The organism is Caulobacter sp. GW821-FHT09B08 (assembly GCF_059418225.1).
Genome location: NZ_JBWKPL010000010.1, coordinates 23,334 through 40,617, shown reverse-complemented (window position 1 = coordinate 40,617; position 17,284 = coordinate 23,334). Strand labels below are relative to the sequence as shown.

At 68.8% G+C, this 17,284-nt stretch carries 16 protein-coding genes and 1 tRNA gene; 7 read left to right on the top strand and 10 right to left on the bottom strand.

Translation table 11 applies throughout. The annotated features are described in order from the left end of the window. Both AC07OA_RS22660 and AC07OA_RS22655 read left to right on the top strand, forming a co-directional pair. Complete coding sequence (locus AC07OA_RS22660) at nt 1–3,291, top strand: error-prone DNA polymerase (protein WP_494666088.1); 3,291 nt, start codon at nt 1–3, stop codon at nt 3,289–3,291. A 75-nt stretch (nt 3,292–3,366) separates the two neighbouring features. After that, nucleotides 3,367–4,092, top strand: a complete 726-nt coding sequence (locus AC07OA_RS22655) for a hypothetical protein (protein WP_494666087.1) — start codon at nt 3,367–3,369, stop codon at nt 4,090–4,092. 78 nt (nt 4,093–4,170) lie between these two features. Here the strand turns inward: AC07OA_RS22655 and AC07OA_RS22650 are convergent, their stop codons facing one another. From AC07OA_RS22650 to AC07OA_RS22615, 8 genes are all read right to left on the bottom strand, one after another. Then, entirely contained in the window at nt 4,171–5,121 is a 951-nt protein-coding gene (locus AC07OA_RS22650; protein WP_494666086.1) for a VWA domain-containing protein, read from the bottom strand. A 289-nt stretch (nt 5,122–5,410) separates the two neighbouring features. After that, on the bottom strand, nt 5,411–7,225 hold the full coding sequence (locus AC07OA_RS22645) for a response regulator (RefSeq protein WP_494666085.1): 1,815 nt from the start codon (nt 7,223–7,225) through the stop codon (nt 5,411–5,413). A gap of 129 nt (nt 7,226–7,354) precedes the next feature. Further along, on the bottom strand, nt 7,355–9,283 hold the full coding sequence (locus AC07OA_RS22640) for a polysaccharide biosynthesis protein (RefSeq protein WP_494666084.1): 1,929 nt from the start codon (nt 9,281–9,283) through the stop codon (nt 7,355–7,357). Nucleotides 9,284–9,373: 90 nt separating this feature from the next. Next, a complete protein-coding gene (locus AC07OA_RS22635; protein WP_494666083.1) occupies nt 9,374–10,138 on the bottom strand; it encodes an AraC family transcriptional regulator in 765 nt (254 codons plus the stop codon). After that, nucleotides 10,135–10,512: a VOC family protein gene (locus AC07OA_RS22630; protein WP_494666082.1), complete on the bottom strand. Its 378-nt coding sequence runs from the start codon at nt 10,510–10,512 to the stop codon at nt 10,135–10,137. Before AC07OA_RS22630 ends, AC07OA_RS22635 begins: the two co-directional genes overlap by 4 nt. A gap of 92 nt (nt 10,513–10,604) precedes the next feature. Continuing rightward, a complete protein-coding gene (locus AC07OA_RS22625; RefSeq protein WP_494666081.1) occupies nt 10,605–11,831 on the bottom strand; it encodes a molybdopterin molybdotransferase MoeA in 1,227 nt (408 codons plus the stop codon). A gap of 42 nt (nt 11,832–11,873) precedes the next feature. Next, nucleotides 11,874–12,710 (bottom strand): ferredoxin--NADP reductase, encoded by an 837-nt coding sequence (locus AC07OA_RS22620; protein WP_494666080.1) that lies wholly within the window; start codon nt 12,708–12,710, stop codon nt 11,874–11,876. An 82-nt stretch (nt 12,711–12,792) separates the two neighbouring features. Continuing rightward, a complete protein-coding gene (locus AC07OA_RS22615) occupies nt 12,793–13,170 on the bottom strand; it encodes a hypothetical protein (RefSeq protein WP_494666079.1) in 378 nt (125 codons plus the stop codon). Here AC07OA_RS22615 and AC07OA_RS22610 point away from each other — a divergent pair. Then, complete coding sequence (locus AC07OA_RS22610) at nt 13,169–13,381, top strand: hypothetical protein (RefSeq protein ID WP_494666078.1); 213 nt, start codon at nt 13,169–13,171, stop codon at nt 13,379–13,381. The two genes, AC07OA_RS22615 and AC07OA_RS22610, sit on opposite strands and share 2 nt — an antisense overlap. Nucleotides 13,382–13,388: 7 nt before the next feature. Here AC07OA_RS22610 and AC07OA_RS22605 read toward each other — a convergent pair whose 3' ends face one another. Then, entirely contained in the window at nt 13,389–13,586 is a 198-nt protein-coding gene (locus tag AC07OA_RS22605) for a hypothetical protein (RefSeq protein WP_494666077.1), read from the bottom strand. Nucleotides 13,587–13,823: 237 nt separating this feature from the next. Here AC07OA_RS22605 and AC07OA_RS22600 point away from each other — a divergent pair. From AC07OA_RS22600 to nusG, 3 genes are all read left to right on the top strand, one after another. Beyond that, a tRNA-Trp gene (locus AC07OA_RS22600) sits at nt 13,824–13,899 on the top strand. Nucleotides 13,900–13,961: 62 nt separating this feature from the next. Beyond that, nucleotides 13,962–14,282 (top strand): preprotein translocase subunit SecE, encoded by a 321-nt coding sequence (gene secE, locus AC07OA_RS22595; RefSeq protein ID WP_494666076.1) that lies wholly within the window; start codon nt 13,962–13,964, stop codon nt 14,280–14,282. Nucleotides 14,283–14,290: 8 nt separating this feature from the next. Then, entirely contained in the window at nt 14,291–14,848 is a 558-nt protein-coding gene (nusG, locus tag AC07OA_RS22590; RefSeq protein ID WP_029907256.1) for a transcription termination/antitermination protein NusG, read from the top strand. 927 nt (nt 14,849–15,775) lie between these two features. Here nusG and AC07OA_RS22585 read toward each other — a convergent pair. After that, nucleotides 15,776–16,396, bottom strand: coding sequence for a TetR/AcrR family transcriptional regulator (locus AC07OA_RS22585; RefSeq protein ID WP_494666075.1), 621 nt, complete (start codon nt 16,394–16,396; stop codon nt 15,776–15,778). An 81-nt stretch (nt 16,397–16,477) separates the two neighbouring features. On the opposite strand from AC07OA_RS22585, the gene AC07OA_RS22580 reads away from it, so the two are divergent. Beyond that, on the top strand, nt 16,478–17,233 hold the full coding sequence (locus AC07OA_RS22580; RefSeq protein WP_494666074.1) for an SDR family NAD(P)-dependent oxidoreductase: 756 nt from the start codon (nt 16,478–16,480) through the stop codon (nt 17,231–17,233). Nucleotides 17,234–17,284: the final 51 nt, after the last annotated feature.

Below are 17,284 nucleotides of genomic sequence, written 5' to 3'. Positions count from 1 at the left end.
ATGAAGACCCATGCCTATGCCGAGCTCCAGGCCACCACCAACTTCTCCTTCCTGCGCGGGGCCTCCCACGCCCAGGAGCTGATGCTGACCGGCGAGGCCCTGGGCCTCACCGCCGTGGGGGTCACCGACCGCAACAGCCTGGCCGGGGTCGTGCGGGCCTGGACCGAGGCCAAGACGCTTAAGACCGAGGGGGCGAAGATCCGCGCCCTGACCGGTTGCCGGCTGGATTTCATGGACGGGACGCCGAGCCTGCTCTGCTATCCCTCCGACCGCGAGGCCTTCGCCCGTCTGACCCGATTGCTGACCGTGGGCCAGCGCCGGGCGGAGAAGGGCGAGTGCCACCTCACCTGGAAGGATTTCCTGGATCACGCCGACGGCCAGCTGGCCCTGATCGTGCCGCCCGCCAAGCTGGACGAAGCCTTCGAAGGCGACCTGGCGCGCATGGCCGGCGAACTGCGCGGTCACGTCTGGCTGGCCGCCAGCCGGGCCTATGCCGCCCAGGATCTCAAGCGCCTGTCGCGACTTTCGAGCCTGGCCCGTGACGCCCGCGCGCCCATGGTGGCCACCAACGACGTGCTCTATCACGATCCCCGCCGTCGTCCGCTGCAGGACGTGCTGACCTGCATCCGCGAAGGCTGCACGATCACCGAGGCGGGCTTCCGACTGGAGGCCAACGCCGAGCGACACCTCAAGACGCCCGCCGAGATGGCGCGCCTGTTCGAGCGCTGGCCAGGGGCGGTGGAGCGCACGGTCGAGATCGCCGAGCGCATCGACTTCGACATGAGCCACTTGAAGGAGGTCTATCCCGACGAGCCGGTGCCGCCGGGCAAGACGGCGATGGAGCACCTGACCGACCTGACCTGGAAGGGCGCGGCCTGGCGCTATCCGAACGGGGTCGAGGACAAGGTCGCCGACCAACTGCGCGAGGAGCTGCGGTTGATCGCCAAGATGGATTATCCCAACTACTTCATCACCGTGCACGACATCGTCCAGGAGGCGCGAAGCCGGGGCATCCTTTGCCAGGGGCGCGGCTCGGCGGCCAATTCCTCGGTCTGTTTCTGCCTGGGCGTGACGGCGATCGACCCTACCGAGCATCGCCTGCTGTTCACGCGCTTCATCTCCGAAAACCGGGGCGAGCCGCCCGACATCGACGTCGACTTCGAGCACGAGCGGCGCGAGGAGGTGATGCAGTACGTCTACGAGCGCTACGGTCGGGACTACGCGGCCATCTGCGGCACGGTGATCCATTACCGGCCGCGCAGCGCCATCCGCGACGTGGGCAAGGCCCTGGGCCTGACCGAGGACGTCACCGCCATCCTGGCCAACACCGTCTGGGGCAGCTGGGGCGACGGCCTCCCGGACGAGCACGTCCGGCAGACCGGCATCGATCCGCAGAACCCCCAGATCGCCCGCGCCATCGCCCTGGCCACCGAGCTCCTGCAGTTCCCTCGCCACCTGTCGCAGCACGTGGGCGGCTTCGTCCTGACCAAGCGGCGGCTGGACGAGACCGTGCCGATCGGCAACGCGGCCATGGCCGACCGCACCTTCATCGAGTGGGACAAGGACGACATCGACAGCCTTCAGCTGATGAAGGTCGACGTGCTGGCGCTAGGGATGCTGACCGCGATCCAGCGGGCGATGACGATGCTGCGCGACGACCACGCGCTCGACTGGCTTCAGGATCTGGCCGATGTGCCCAAGGAAGTGAAAGGCGTCTACGACATGCTGTCCAAGGCCGACAGCGTGGGTGTGTTCCAGGTCGAGAGCCGGGCGCAGATGTCGATGCTGCCCAGGCTGAGGCCGGCGAAATTCTACGACCTGGTGATCGAGGTGGCGATTGTCCGTCCCGGCCCGATCCAAGGTGACATGGTCCATCCGTACCTGAGACGGCGGAACAACCTTGAGCCCGTGGACTTCCCCGAGCCTTTGAACGAGCCCGACTGCAAGAACGAGCTGCGGGAAATCCTGGGCGAGACCTATGGCGTGCCGCTGTTCCAGGAGCAGGCCATGAGCCTGGCCATCGAGGCGGCCAAGTTCACGCCCGACGAGGCCGACGGCCTGCGCAAGGCCATGGCCACTTTCAAGAACCTCGGCGACCCGGCCCAGTACCGCGACAAGTTCGTCGAGGGCATGGTGCGGCGCGGCTACGAGCGCGACTTCGCCACGCGCTGCTTCAAGCAGATCGAGGGTTTCGGTTCCTACGGCTTTCCGGAAAGCCATGCGGCCAGCTTCGCCAAGCTGGTCTATGTCTCCGCCTGGATCAAATGGGCCTGGCCCGACGTGTTCTGCGCGGCGCTGATCAACTCCCAGCCGATGGGCTTCTACCAGCCGGCGCAGCTGGTGAGGGACGCGCGCGAGCATGGGGTGGAGGTGCGGGCGCCGGATATCCTGATGAGCGACTGGGACTGCACGCTGGAAGAAGCCGCGCCCTTGACCGGGCGGGAGCGGCGGGTCGCCGAGGACAAGATCTTCAATTCCGAGACACGGCCGTTCTGGAAGGCCGTTCGCCTGGGGCTGCGGCAGATCAAAGGGTTGCAGAAGAAGAAGCACGAGAAGGACGCCGATCTCGACGCCGACCTGATCATGGCGGCCCGCGACGCTGGCGCTCGCACGCCCGCCGACTTCGCCCGGGCCGGGGTCTCGCAGCGGGCGCTGGAGCTGCTGGCCGAGGCCGACGCCTTCGCCTCGACGGGTCTGGCCCGGCGCGACGCCCTGTGGGCGGTCAAGGGGCTGAAGGGCGAGGCCAGGACGGGCGTCCAGGCACCGCTGCTGGCCGGCCTGCCGCTGTTCGAGACCGCCGTCGCCCTGCCGGCCATGGCCATGCCCCAGCAGGTGGCCGAGGACTACCGCACCACCAGCCTGTCGCTGAAATCCCACCCCCTGCGGTTCTTCCGGCCGGGGCTGGAGCGCCAGGGCGTGATCCCGGCCGAGCGGCTGAAGGACATCCCCAATGGCCGCAAGGTCAGCGTCGGCGGGCTGGTGTTGATCCGCCAGCGGCCGGGCACGGCCAAGGGCGTGGTGTTCCTGACCCTGGAGGACGAGACGGGCGTGGCCAATGCGGTGGTCTGGAAGGACTGCTTCGACACCCATCGTCGCACGGTGATGAGCGCCTCGTTCCTGGTGGTCCACGGCAAGGTCCAGGCCGCCGAGGGCGTGATCCACGTGGTGGCCGAGGGCTTTACCGACCTCTCCGCCGAGCTGGCCCGGATGAAGGAGGCCCCCGAGGCCCCGGCCCCGACGGTGCGCATGCGCACGTCCGGACGACTGCAGCGGAGCCGGGATTTCCACTGAGGAGCTTCAGGCGGACGGAGCGAAGGTCCGCTTACGACCCTTAGCGGTCTCTCGGTCCCTGTGTACGATGGCGGCATGGACCAACGCTCATTGATCGCCTTCCTCACCGGGTCGCTTAGCGCGGACGTGTTCAGCGCAGAAATTCGTGGCGAAGTGCGGGCGTGTAATGAAGCTCTCGCTTCCGGCGGCGTCGGCTCGATCATCCTGACGGATGCGCCCGAAACCCGCGTGACGCGTGAGCATGCTTCAAGGCTCCTACAAGCGGTCTCGGAAGGGACGCTCGATTTCGAGTTGGCCAACTATATCGCTGACGCGCTCATTATGAGCGACGACTTCGAGTTTGAGGATGAGGCAGTCAGCGAGGCGATCTTCTTTCTTGAGGACGACAGCCGCGCGCCAACCAAAGCGGAAATTGACGCCGCGCTCGCTCAACTGCGGTCGGCTGGACCGGCGGAAAGCACTCTCGTTGCCGCGCATAAACACTGCGCACGTCACGACGAAGAGATCGCGAGAAGTACCTCCTGTGGCTGCTTCTATTGCTTGGCTGTTTTCCCGCCCGCCGATATCGAGGACTGGGTCGATGATGAACCCAGAACGGCCCTCTGTCCGCGCTGCGGCATCGACTCTGTCATCGGCGACGCATCAGGCTTCCCGGTGATGGCGGCGGACTTCCTGGGTGCGATGAATGTGTATTGGTTCCAGAGAACCGTCTCTTTGGGGAAACCCAAAGATGCATTGTTCACCCGTAAGGTGGTCGGGGCTTGGCGGGCTTTTAGGGGTTGGTTGAGCGCTCTGCTCTAACGTCTCCTAACCACCCCAGTCCGACGATCGAACTCGGCTTTAACGCCCATGCGGTGCTTGGCAAGGGATGGCGGACGCTCAGTGGGCCGCGTTCGCCGCTGAATCGATGCGCCGTCTCGCCCCGGCCTCCGCGTCGGTCAGTCTGGCCCGATAGGCCTCGACCCTCGCCCGCAGCGCATCGTGGCGCGCCTTCAACAGGGCCTTGGCTTCCTCCCGGAAGGCTACCGGCCGGCCGGCCGTTTCGCGGTCCGTGAGGTCGATGGACATGGCCGTGTCCTCGTCGGTGGCGAGAATAGAGATGCAGGTCTCGGCGTCGGTGATGGCGATGCTGGTCGCCACGTTATTGTCGGTCGTGGCGATGCTGGTCGCGACTTCGTTGTCCGTCCGCCGGATCGATTCCCGCACCTGCGCCGTGTATCGCTCAAGCTCCGCCTGGTTGGACAGATTGACGAACCCGCCGCCGCCCGCCCGCGCGACCGCGGTCAGTTTCGCCGCTTCGGCCAACGGCAGGTTGAAGCCGATGACGTTGACGATCGCCCGCGTGCGGCCGCCGTTGATCCGGCGGGCGACGGCCACGGGATCGCCGCCGCACGTCTCTTCCCCGTCCGACACGACATAGATGACCTGTTCCCCAGGCGTGGCGGAGGCGGCCAGCAGCGCCTCGGCGCGATCGAGCCCGGCGGCGAGCGGCGTCCAGCCGACCGCGCCGACCTGTCCCAGCGCCGTTCGCAGTTGTCCCCGGTCCGTCGACATCGGCGCGAGCACGTCGATGGCGGAACAGGATTTCGCCTTGCCGGACTGGCTGTTGTTTCCCTGTTGGCCGAAGACCAGCAGGGACGTCTGCACCGATGCCGGCAGTGCGTCGACAAAGCCGAGCGCCGCCTCGCGCGCCAGTTCGAGCTTGGTTCGGCCGCCCATGCGTCCGGCCATTGAACCGGACCCGTCGATCATCACGATCACGCGCGTCGGCGGAACCCGTGGGCCGATGTCATGGGCAGGTCCCTTCAGCTCCGGCTGTTTCAGCGCCACATCCTTGAAGCAGGCCTCGGGATCCTTCTTCGTGAACTGGGCGACATAGGCCCGGGCCTCCGCCGAACCTGTCGGGGCCTTTCCGCCAATGCCGACATCGTTCCGATCGCCCGAGGGGCGGCCGCAGCGATCAGCGCGAGGGCGAGCGCGCAGGTCACAAGACCATGGACTGGGACGGCCGTCATTTCCGCGTCGTTTCTCTGGCAGACCGAGGCTCCCAGGCCAGGCGCCCGCGACGGTCTGTCCGGGATGCGAACGAGCCGCAAAACATTGAGTTCCGGAAATCGCCTCAGGCGATGAGCCGTCGCTCTTCCTCGATCTTGGCCTTCGCTTCGGCCACCGCCGCCAGCAGCGAGAACAGGGCCACGGTGTCGATCGGCTTGCGCAGCACCCCGTCGGCGCCGTCGGCGCGGTAGCGGGCGACGTCGTCGTCGAAGACGTTGGCGGTCAGCATCCAGACCGGCACGCGCGGGCGGGGCGAGGCGGCCTCGATGCGGCGCATCTCGGCCAGGGCGGCCAGGCCGTCCAGCACCGGCATGTTGACGTCCATCAGCACCAGGTCGAAGGCCTCGGTCCGCCAGGCGTCCAGGGCCTGGGCGCCGTCCTCGGCGAAGACCAGTTCCACCGGCGAGGCGGCCAGCAGGGCGGCCAGCACCCGGCGGTTGGCGGCGTTGTCCTCGGCGGCCAGCACCCGGACCGGCCCGGCGACGCGGGGCTCGGCGGGGGCGATGGCGGGCGGGGCGACCTGGACGGCGACCTCGAAGGCGAACCAGAAGACCGCGCCGCCCTTGGCCTGGATCCCCTTGCCGCGCGGCGTGGGGTCAGGGGCGTCGTCGACGCCGATCTCGCCGCCCATCAGGGCCAGATTGGCCGCGCAGATCGACAGGCCCAGGCCACTGCCGCCCAGGGTGCGGCCGCGCTCGGTCTGGTCGAAGGCGTGGAACATGTGGGCCCGATCCTCGGCCGGCACGGCGGGGCCGGTGTCGCGCACCTCGACCAGGGCGGCCAGGGTCAGGCCCTTGGCGACGCCGGCCAGGCGCACGGTCACCCAGCCGCCCGAGGGCGTGGCTTTCAGGGCGTTGGAGACCAGGTTGGCCAGGGTCTGCTCCAGCTTGGCCTCGTCGGCCAGTACGCCGTAGGCCAGGGTCGGGTCGGCGTCCTCGAAGGCCAGCGATACGCCCACCGCCTGGGCGTGGGCGCTCCAGACCCGCACCACGCCGCGCGCCAGGCGGCGCAGGTCTACGGGCGCCAGGGCCAGGCTGGCCTTGCCGGCCTCGACCTTGGTCAGGTCCAGCACGGTGTCCAGCAGCCGGGTCAGCTGGGCGCCGCCGTCGATCACCCCCTGGGACAGCTCGGCCTGGGTGGGGGTCAGGAAGGTGTCGCGCCGCAGGGCGTGGGCAAAGCCCAGCACGGCGTTCAGCGGGGTGCGGATTTCATGACTGGCCACGGCCAGGAGGTCGGACTTGGCGCGGGCGGCGGCCTTGGCCTCGGCGATGGCCTGGGTCAGGTCGGCGTTCTTGCGGGCCAGGTCCCGCATCGCCTGGGCCAGGGCGCGGTCGGTGGCCTGCTGGCGGCCGGTGGCGGCGAGGACCGCGACCACGAACAGCGTCATGGCCATGAAGTAGTGATTGGCCGCCAAGGGGAGGGCCGGGTCCAGGGTGATCCAGATCAGGGTGGCGACCGGCGGGGCCACGGCGGTGACATAGCTGACCTTGCCGGTGTGCACGCGCAGGGCGGCGAACAGCAGCACGCACGTGGCCAGCAGGGCCGACTCCACCCGCATGATCGCCCCGTCCAGCAGGCGGATCTTCACCGCCAGGGCGCAGACATTGACCGACAGCAGGCAGACCAGGACGATCGAGCGCCGGTGCAGGCGGGGCAGGGCCACCAGGGGCTCGGGATGGCGCAGGGCCAGCTCGGTGGCCAGGAACAGCAATGCGTAGAGCGCCGCTTCCACGACGCCGAACAGAATCATGTCGGGCGTGCCGTGCAGGGCCAGCAGGATCGACAGGCCGCCGACCAGGATCAGGCGCGCCCGGACGATGCCTCGGGTGTAGCGTACGAACCCGTCCAGGCGGGTGACGTCCACCGTCTGATCGAACATTCAGGTTCCCATCGGCCCGCCGACCGTCCCGACATCGAGACGCTCGGCCTTGCCCGCCCTTTGAAAGCGCGGCGAGCCAAAGCATGGGACTCTGATTCTGGCTTTTCCGCTCGCCTGTCGCGCGACAGCTCAGGCCTTGGTCGCGGCCTTGGCTGTTCGGGCCCGGGCGGGCTTGCCGGAGGTCGGTGGGGCAGAAAGCGGAGCGGGAGAGACGCCGCGCAGGCCTTCGACCATGGCGAACAACTGGGTGCGCACGCCGAACTCGTCGCCGGCCAGGGCGGCGGCCTCTAGGGCGGCCAGGGCGGCGGGGGCGATCGGGGCCAGGGGCGAGACGGGCGCGGCCTCGGTGACGCCCTGGGCCTTGGGCCGGGCGGTCTCGTTGATATCGACCAGGGCCTCGGTCAGCTTCTCGCCGGGGCGCAGGCCGGTGATCCGGATCTCGATGTCCTTGTCGGGGACCAGGCCCTGCAGCTCGATCATCCGCCGGGCCAGGTCGATGATCTTGACCGGCTCGCCCATTTCTAGCGTCAAGACGCCGGTGGGGGGCTCGATATCGCCGGCCGACAGGGCCACCGCGCGCAGCACCAGCTGCACGGCCTCGGGGATGGTCATGAAATAGCGTTCGACCTCGGCGTCGGTCAGGGTGACCGGGCCGCCGCGGGCGATCTGGTGCTGGAAAATCGGCACCACCGAGCCGGCCGAGCCCAGCACGTTGCCGAACCGCACGACGCTGACCCGGGTATCGCCGCCGAACTGCCGGACCACGGCCTCGGCCACCCGCTTGGTGGCGCCCATGACGCTGGCGGGGGCCACGGCCTTGTCGGTGGAGATCAGGGCCAGGTGGGCCGCGCCGCAGGCCTGGGCGGCGGCGGCCACGTTGCGGCTGCCCAGCACATTGGTGCGCACGCCCTCGCAGGGGTGGTTCTCGACGAGGGTCACGTGCTTGAGGGCGGCGGCGTGGAAGACCAGGTCGGGCTTCTCGGCGGCGAACACCAGGTTCAGGCGGGCGGCGTCGCGCACGTCGCACAGCACCTCGCGTCGGGGCAGCGTGGGCCAGGCCTCGCCCAGCTCGCGGTCGATGTGGAAGAGGTTGGCCTCGGCCGCGTCCAGCAGGGTCAGCTGGGCGGGGCCGGCGGCGGCGATCTGGCGGGCCAGCTCCGAGCCGATGCTGCCGCCCGCGCCGGTGACCAGCACCCGCTTGCCGGCGATCAGGGCGTGGACCGGGGCAGGGTCCAGGCGGACCGGGGCGCGGCTGAGCAGCTCTTCCAGGCTGATCTCGCGCAGGGCGGCGCCGCCAGCCATGTCGACCAGGCCGCCCTGGCGGCGCAGCAGGCGCACGCCTTCGGTCTTCAGCCGGCCCAGGCGCTCGGCGCCGAAGGCGCTGGGCGGGCCGTCGGCCAGGAACAGCAGGGCGGCCGGCTGCAGGCCGCCGTCGCGCAGCTGGGCCATCACCGTGTCGAAGTCGTCGACCACGCCGAGCACGCACACGCCGCCCAGCTCGTCGCCGGTCTCGCGGGCGTCGGGGGTCAGCACGCCGACCGGGGCGTAGCGCTCGCCCAGGGCGGCGGGCGCGCGCAGGAAGGCCTCGGCCTCGACGGCCGAGCCGACGATCAGCAGGCGCGGCAGGGCCGGCGAGGCGGGCGCCGGGCGCAGGCGGGTCAGGGACTCCACCAGAATGTCGTCGTGCAGGGTGCGCCGCACGATCCGCAGACCCGCCAGCAGGATCAGCTGCAGCAGGAAGGCGGCGGCCAGGGTGCGCAGGCCGCCCGGCTGTCGCACGTCCAGCAGGCGGGCGACCAGGGCGAAGGTCAGGACCGACAGCAGGGCCGAGCGGGCCAGGCGCAGGCCGTCGCTGGCCGCGAAGAACCGCCAGGGCGAGCGCTCGACCTGGAACAGGATCTCGACCAGCAGGGCCGAGCCGGCGAACAGGGCCGCGTGGGCCGCGAACGACAGGGCCTGGGCGGAGAAGGTTTCGAGACCGGCGGTCAGCAGCTGGGCCAGGAGCATGGCCACGAAGGCCAGCGCCACGTGCGCTCCGATCTTGCCCGCTCGACCCATCGACGAAACTCCCGCCGCGGCCGTCGCGAAGCCGCTTCGAAGCGGGCTTAGCACGCTGCGCGTGCGTCGTCGCCTCTGTCGCCAGTCGGGTCAGCGCGACAGGTAGCGGCCAGGCGTGACCTCGAACTGGCGCGAGAAGGCCCCGATGAAGGCGCCGACGCTGCGATAGCCGCTGCGCAGGGCCGCCTCGGTGACGCTGGCGCCGGCGGTCAGGCAGGCCACCGAGTGGATCAGCCGCGCCTTCTGGCGCCAGGCCTCCGGGGTCAGGCCGGTCTCGCGGACGAAGACCCGCTGCAGGGTGCGCAAGCCGGCGCCGGCCTCGCGCGCCAGGTCGGCCAGGTCGCGGTCGTCCTCGGGGCGGTCCCGCAGCAGCGCCGCCAGGGCGAGGGCGCGCCGGTCGCTGGGCAGGGGCAGGGACAGGTCCTGCGGCCGAGCGTCGGCCAGCAGGTCGATCAGCAGTCCGGCCAGCCGGTCGTGCTCGGGCCGGTCGGGCGACAGCATGCCGATCTTCAGGATGTGCAGGATCAGCTCGCGCAGCAGCGGCGCCACCTCCAGGGCCCGGAGGTCGGGCGGCAAGGCGGCGGCGCGTTCGGGGGCGATGTAGAGGGTGCGCATGGCCACCTCGCTCCCGAACAGGATCTGGTGGGAGAGGCCCGCGGGGATCCAGATGGCCTTGGTGGGCGGAACCAGCCAGGTCGCCGTGTCGGTGGCCACCCGCATGACGCCGGTGCTGGCGAACACCAGCTGGCCCCAGGCGTGGGCGTGCCGGCCCAGGACGGCGCCGGGCCGGAAGGTCAGGGCCAGGGAGCGGACGTCGAACCCGTCGCCGACCTGCTGCGCGCCCTTGGGGCTCAATCGAAGACGCCCGGCTCGTACTGCATGGCCCCGGCCAGATTGCCCTCGGTGTCCTCGAAATAGATCAGCTCGCCCACGCCCTCGATGCGGTAGGGCGGCATGACGATCTTGCCGCCGCCGGCCTCGATGGCGGCGATGGTGGCCTTCAGGTCGGCCACGCCCAGGGTGTTCTCGTAGCCGGTCATCCGCACGCCCGGAACCAGGTCGCGGCGTTCGTGCAGGGCGCCCTGCACGCCCTGGCCGGCGTTCTTGACCTGGTAGAAGTTCGGCGGGCCCCACGGATCGAAGCGCCAGTCGAACACGGTTTCGTAGAACGTCTTGGCGCGCTGGACGTCGTCGGCGTTGATGGCGAAGTGGCGAAGCTGGGCGGGCATGTCAGGCCTCCTGAGGAAGCCTGAACCCTAACATCGGTGAAGCTGGCGCGCTTTCGTCAACCGGACGAAAAACTTCGCCCACGCGTCAAAGCTCAGCCTCGCGCCAGGGGCAGCAGGCTCACCGCCTCGCCGACCGCCGCCGGCGGGGCGCCGGCCGGGCGGACCACCAGGCAGTCGGCGCGCGAGAACACCCCGATCAGCGAGGAGTCCTGGTCGGGGAAGGGGGTGACCCGCACCCGGCCTTCGGCGTCGATGGTCCGGGCCGCGCGCATCCAGTGCTCGCGGGGGCCGCCGGCCGACAGGGGCGTCTCCAGCACGCCGGCGCTCATGGCCAGGGCGGGATCGGCGCCGGTCAGGGCGGCCAGCAGCGGACGCAGGAACAGCTCGGCGCAGACCAGGGCCGACGCCGGATTGCCCGGCAGGCCCAGCACGCGGCGGCCGTCTCCAAGCGTTCCGAACCAGGTCGGCTTGCCGGGGCGCACGGCGATGGTCTCGACCCGCAGCGTCAGGCCCAGGACCACCAGGGCCGGCTTGACCAGGTCGTGATCGCCGACCGAGGCCCCGCCCACGGTGACGATCAGGTCGGCCTGGGCGCCCTCCACGGCGTGGGCGATGGCGTTGAGGTCGTCGGCCTGGGCTTGCAGCTTGATCGCCTCGCCGCCCCAGGCCTGGACCAGGGCCGCCAGGCTGAACGAGCCGGATTCGAAGATCTGGTCGGGGGCCGGTGTGGCGCCGGGCGGGACCAGCTCGTCGCCGGTGGCCAGGATGGCGACGCGCGGCCGTCGGGCCACGGCGAGCTCGGCCCGTCCCGCGGCGGCGGCCAGGGACAGCCGCCAGGCGTCGATCCGAACCCCCTCGGCCAGCAGGCCGTCGCCGGAACGGAAGTCGCCGCCGGCCGGCCGGATGTTGCTGGGCGGCGGCTCGCGGTCGATCGAAAAGCCGACCGTGTCTCCGTCGCGGGTGGCGTTCTCCTGGATCACCACCAGGTCGGCGCCGGGCGGCACGGGGGCGCCGGTGAAGATCCGCACCGCCTGGCCCGGCTCGACCGGGCGGTCATGGGCGCGGCCGGCCGCGCTCTCGCCGGCGATCTGGAACAGGGCGCCGGGCGCGAGGTCGGCGCGGCGGATCGCCCAGCCGTCCATGGCCGAGGCGTCGAAGGGCGGCTGGTCGCGGTCGGCGGTGACCGGAGCGGCCAGCACCCGGCCCAGGGCCTGGGGCAGGGCGACCGATTCCACGCCCAGCCGAACGGCGTCGGCCAGCATGCGGCCGCGCGCTTCCTCGACGGAGAGGTTCTTCAGTTGCGGCCGGTCTTCGCTCACGCGCCGAACACTCCTTGCCAGGTCGGACGAGCGGAAACCCTGCTAGCCGACGAACGCCCGCTCGATCACGAAGTCGCCCGGCTCGGCGTTGGAGCCTTCCGTCAGCCCGTGGGCTTCCAGCAGGTGGGCGGTGTCCTTGATCATGGCCATCGAGCCGCACAGCATGGCGCGGTCGTGCTCGGGATCGAACTTCACCTGCTCCAGGCCAAGGTCGGCGAACAGCTTGCCGCTCTCGATCAGGTCGGTGAACCGGCCCTGGCGCTCGAACGGTTCGCGGGTGACGGTGGGGTAGTAAACGAGCTGGGCCTTGGCCTCGTCGCCGACCAGCGGGTCGTCGTGAATCTCGGACGTGAACAGGTCGCGATAGGCCAGTTCCTGCACTTCGCGCACGCCGTGGGCGACGATCACCTGCTCGAAGCGGGCATAGGCGTCGGGGTCGCGGGCCACCGACAGCCAGGGCGCCAGGCCCGTGCCGGTGCCGAACAGGAACAGGCGCTTGCCGGGACGCACGGCGTCCAGCACCAGGGTGCCGGTCGGCTTCTTGCCCAGCAGGACCTGGTCGCCTTCCTTGATCTGCTGCAGGCGCGAGGTCAGGGGGCCGTCGGGCACCTTGATCGAGAAGAATTCCAGTTCCTCGGCGAAGTGCGGCGAGCCGATCGAATAGGCGCGCAGGATCGGCTTCTTCTCGCCCAGCTCCTCGCGGGGCGGCAGGCCGATCATCACGAACTCGCCCGAGCGGAAGCGGAAGCTGGCCGGGCGGGTGATGGCGAAGCTGAACAGGCGGTCGGTCCAGTGCTTCACCCACAGCACCGTCTCGGTGTTCCAGGCGGCTTCCTTGGCGGGAGCGGCGGGCGGGGCGGCGGTTTCGGTGGCCGTCATAATGTGCGTTTCAAGTCCTGGACGCGCGGCGCACCGCGGGATTCTAGATGGAACGCCGCCACGGCCCTGAGGCGGCAAGGTGTCATGTGAGCAGACCCGGCTGGATGTCAACTTTCGCGGTCTGAAAGGGCTTTGAGAAAATCTTCCGCAAAACCGTCAAAACCGGCGAAGAGCGATTTTTGAACCGTGTCAAAATTGTGATTGCCGCCCCCTGAAACCGGGCGCACTCTTCCTCTTGCCCCACCACCTGACCGGGTGTTGGAGCCAACGATACGGAGGAACGGATGCGGGTAAGGTTTGTGATGGCCGCCGCGGCGGTCAGTGTGTTGGCGTTCGGCTTGACGGCCTGTGGAAACGAGACCGGGAACACCGGCCAGTCCCAGGCGCAGCAAGTCTCTCTCGAAGGCAAGGCGGTCTCCGCCTCGGGCTGCGTGCGGCCGGTCGAGAACACTTCGTGCATGGTGGTTCGCGGTCCCGGCGGCGGGTACTACGACCTTTCGGGGGCCACGCCGGCGCCCGATCCCGCCAAGGGCGTGGCGATCTCGCTGCAAGGACGCGACCAGGGTGAGAACACCCAGTGCGGTCGCAAGCTGACCGACGTGAAGTGGTCGTATCTGAACATCCAGTGCGCCGCGCTCACCCCGGCGCCCGCGCCGGAAAAGGCCGGCTGATCGGCCTTCAGGCCTCGCCGGAGCCCGGATCGGTCCGGGTCTTCGGCGAGTCCGAGCTCTTCTCCGCCCCGACGGGTTCGGTGGCGGGACGCGGCGCCTTGCCGTCGTGATGGCTGGCGTCCAGCCCCTTGGACGGGCGCTGGTTCTCGTTCTCGACCTCGTGGTTGGACGGGCGGTCCGGGGTCAGGCTGTGGGCGGTCGGCATGGCGCGTCCTCCTTCTGGCCGTTCGGCGCTGGACCAGACCTAACGCGCCGGACGCGGGCCCGATCCCCGTCTTTCAATACGAGAACCGCCCCGGGCCGCTTGCCGGGCTCGAACGACCCTGCTACACGACGCGGCTCTGGCGATGAGACCAACGCGCCGGCGGGCTTCAAAGAGCCTACCGGCGCGATGTTCATTGCCGGAAAGCCGGAATCTCCGCTAAGGGGATCGCGGTTCCGCAGGAGTGTAGCTCAGCTGGTAGAGCATCGGTCTCCAAAACCGAGGGTCGTGGGTTCGAGTCCCTCCACTCCTGCCACTATATGTCATCGGTCGCCCGGTTTTCGGGTCGACCATCGAAAGTCGCGAGCCTCTTAAGTCATGGCCAGGAAACCGGGTTCCAGCCCGTCAGCGATCAAGAACCGCGCCGCGAAGACGGCCGCGGCGCTCGCGCCCGCCGGTCAAGCGACCGCCGCTGCGGCCAAGGCTCCGGCCGCGCCGAAGAAGCCGTTCAATCCGATGCGGTTCGCGCAGGAAGTCCGCGCCGAGGCCCGCAAGATCACCTGGACCACCCGCAAGGAGACTTGGATCACCTCGGTGATGGTCTTCATCATGGTGGTCATGGCCTCGCTGTTCTTCACCTTGGCCGACTGGATCCTGGGCATGGGCTCGCAATTGCTCCTCAAGATCGCGGCGGGATAAGAAACCTCATGAGCAACGAAACCGCGTCCAATCCGAACCACAAGTGGTACATCGTCCACGCCTACTCGAACTTCGAGAAGAAGGTGGCCGAGAGCATCCGCGAGCAGGCCAAGAGCCACGGTCTGGAAGACAGCTTCTCCGAGATCCTGGTTCCGACCGAGGACGTCGTCGAGATCCGTCGCGGCCGCAAGGTCAACGCCGAGCGCAAGTTCTTCCCGGGCTACGTCCTGGTGAAGATGAACCTCTCGGACGAAGCCTACCACCTGATCAAGAACACCCCGAAGGTCACGGGCTTCCTGGGCAGCGCTTCCAAGCCGCAGCCGGTCTCCGAAAAGGAAGTCCAGCGCATCATCGGCACGATCGAAGAGGGCGTCGAGCGTCCCAAGACCGTGGTGCTGTTCGAGGTCGGCGAGAACGTCCGCGTCACCGACGGTCCGTTCGCCAGCTTCAACGGCTCGGTCGAGCAGGTCGACGAGGAGCGGGCCCGCCTGCGCGTCACCGTCTCGATCTTCGGCCGCGCCACCCCGGTGGAACTGGAATACAGCCAGGTCGAAAAGATCGCCTAAGGGCGGCCTGATCGCCGAAGCTTTCGAAAACCCCGCGCTCGCAAAGCGCGGGGTTTTTGCTGTTTCAGGCGTCCTCCGCCCCCTACGGGGGCGGACAGACCGCGAAGCGGTCAGGTGGGGGCAAGTGGGTGCGCTCTCACGCCAAAGGTCATGAGCGGGTGGGAAGGGTGCGAAGCGCCCGGGCCTCGCCCGGATGATTTGCAGGTTTGAATACCGTTTCGACGAAGTTCGAGCGCTTCGCGTGGACCGTTATCCGGAAGCCTTCGGATCGCGGATTTTTAACCCGCTCCGATGGAGGCCCCCGACGGGCGGGACATTGGCATGTCCCGGACCGCAGAGGCGATTTCAGCCCCTGCCTGTTGAACCCGCCGACCACCGAGGCGCCGAGGCTTCGGCCCCTTGCATCGGAGCGCCTGCCTCAAGCCGTCCCTGGCGTCCACTGAAGGACCACCGGCGAGCGCTTCCCGCTCGACCACCCCTGAAAGCCGTTCGGTCGCCGGCCGGACGCCCTTCCCGTGCTTTCAGGTGAGATCAGGATACGGGAGGTCCAGGCGATGGGGATAAGTTAGCTCGAGAAAGTTCAAGCGATTGAAATTGCTGAAGTCTGTTTGCTATCCGCTAGGGATAGAGCCCGCTGATGGGGACACACGCATGCGTGTGTCCCCGGCCGTCGTCCCCATCGCCCCGTTTCCGGCGTGAGGAGAGCCGAGCCCGCCTTCGCCCACGAAGGGGAGCCATCCTTACATCTCACGGCGAGACGATCGCCGGGTTGGGCAGGTCACTCAAGGACGACGCGCCGCGTCGCCGCGCCGCGGCCGCCCGGAGGGCGGTCCTTGACTGACCTGTCCAGCCCGGCACGCTGCAGCCTCCAGGAGATATAAGGTTTGCACCGACCCATGGGGTCCGCTGTCGACCCTCGTCGGACCTTCACCTTGTGTCCTGAATTTCTGGGTTAAATCGTAGCCCATCGACAAGCAGCATAACCAGCCGCTCGGCTTGATCAGGTCTGGACTTGTTGATCGACATGCAAAGGGTCGCAGCGGCGTCGAGGAAGTCGTCCGCCTCGACGCCCTTCCGGATTTCGCCCGCGTCCAAGGCGGCGGTGAACAACTTTCGGAAAGCGGGACGAAGTCGCTGATCCCGGCGCGTGGGCAGGAAATCGAACGCCGGGTCACCGGAATGCAAGGCCTGGGCTAAGCCGCTCTTCGTCGACGCCAATTGAACGAACGCCTGCATCCAGGACGCCAAGGCCGCGAAGGGCGGGCGCTCGGCGGCCAGTCGGTCGGCGGCGTCGGCGCAGGCTTCGATCTCCTGCGAAAACACCGCCGCGATCAGATCCGCGCGCTGCGGGAAGTGTCGATAGACCGTGCCGATCCCCACGCCGGCCCGGTCGGCGATGTCGCGCACGGGCGCCTCGACGCCGGCCTCGGCGAACACCGCCTTGGCGGCCTGCAACAGGCTGCGCAGGTTTCGCTCCGCATCGGCGCGCACGCGTCGCCCCTCGGGCTTCACGGGCGTTGGCTCGGGATCAGGAGTGGGCTTGCTCAAAACAATCTCATTGCTATTCGGAACATGTTCCGCTTATGCATGTGGAACACGTTCCGTTTAATTCATTACCAGGAGACTGACATGCCGCACAAGCGCATCGCGTTGATCACCGGAGCCAATCAGGGCGTTGGCTTTCAGGTCGCCAAGGAGCTGGCGTCGGACGGCGTGACCGTTCTGGTCGGGTCTCGCAACCTGGAGCGCGGACAGGTCGCCGCCAAGGCCATCGGCGCCAACGCCGCTGCGGTGCAGCTCGATGTCACCGACCCGGCCTCGATCGCCGCCGCCGCCGAACACATCCGGTCCCAGTTCGGCCGCCTCGACCTGCTCGTCAACAACGCCGCCATCTCGCGGTCGGAACGGAACGACGTCGCGCTTGAGGACTACATGGCCTCCAACGCCACCAGCGTCGTGTCGCTCGATGAGGTGCGGGCGATCTGGGAAACCAATGTCTTCGGCGCCCTTGCCGTCTATCAGGCGATGTTGCCGCTGCTGCGCCTGTCGTCGGATGCGCGGATCGTCAATGTTACCAGCGGCGCGGGATCGCTGACGCTCAATGCGGATCCGGCGTTTCCCTATCGAAAGATGTTCAGTCCCGCCTATGCGGGCTCCAAGAGCGCTCTCAACATCATCGGGCTGTCGATGATGATCGAGCACGAGAACGACGGCATCAAGGTGAACCTCGTGTCGCCCGAGTTCACGAGCACGGCGCTCAACAACCATCAGGGAACCGCCACGCTCGAGGATGGCGCGAGAGAAGTCGTGCGGGTCGCCAGACTCGGCCCCGACGCCCCGTCCGGGACCTTCACCCGTTGGGAAAATCAGAGCATCCCCTGGTGATTTGAAAGCGGCGCTGCTCTTATCGTTTTCCGGCGGCAGAAGAAGACGGCC